Origin of the sequence: Pseudomonas sp. SB113, assembly GCF_040754745.1 — a bacterium.
Taxonomy (GTDB): domain Bacteria; phylum Pseudomonadota; class Gammaproteobacteria; order Pseudomonadales; family Pseudomonadaceae; genus Aquipseudomonas; species Aquipseudomonas grimontii.
In genome coordinates this window covers 1-434 of sequence record NZ_JBFMHW010000201.1, presented here as the reverse complement: position 1 = coordinate 434, position 434 = coordinate 1, and the positions used below count along the sequence as shown (strand labels likewise).

The 434-nt window shown below is 59.7% G+C and carries 1 protein-coding gene; it reads left to right on the top strand.

Features of this window, described 5'->3' with window-relative positions:
• Positions 1-42: 42 nt before the first annotated feature.
• A partial coding sequence (locus tag AB1462_RS32160) for an NAD(P)/FAD-dependent oxidoreductase (RefSeq protein ID WP_367249158.1) occupies positions 43-434 on the top strand: 392 nt, incomplete at its 3' end.

Genomic DNA, 434 nt, shown 5'->3' with positions numbered 1-434 from the left:
ACCGCAAGCGTTCGCAAGGCAATCATCCCATTCCGCTCGGCAATGATCGCGACGGAACCGCTTTCCGGCAGCAATCTGCTCACCAATGGCCGCAGCTATACGGAAACAAGGCGCATGATGCGCTGGTTTCGCAAGGCCGGTGATCGTCTGCTCTATGGCGGCCGGGGTGCATTCGGCAAGACGGATTCGACAAGCGCTTTTTCAGCGCTCCACAAGGCGATGGTGCGCCAATTTCCCGAACTGTCGAACGTTGCGGTTACTCATAAATGGTCGGGTCTGGTCGCGATGACCATGGACAGCATCCCGCATGCCGGGCGGCTCGACGAGCGTGTCGTCTATGCGGTCGGCTACAATGGTACGAGCGTGGCGCTGGCTTCCACGATGGGCAAGCACGTTGCTGCGATTGTCGCTGGCGAAAAGCCGGATCTCGGTCT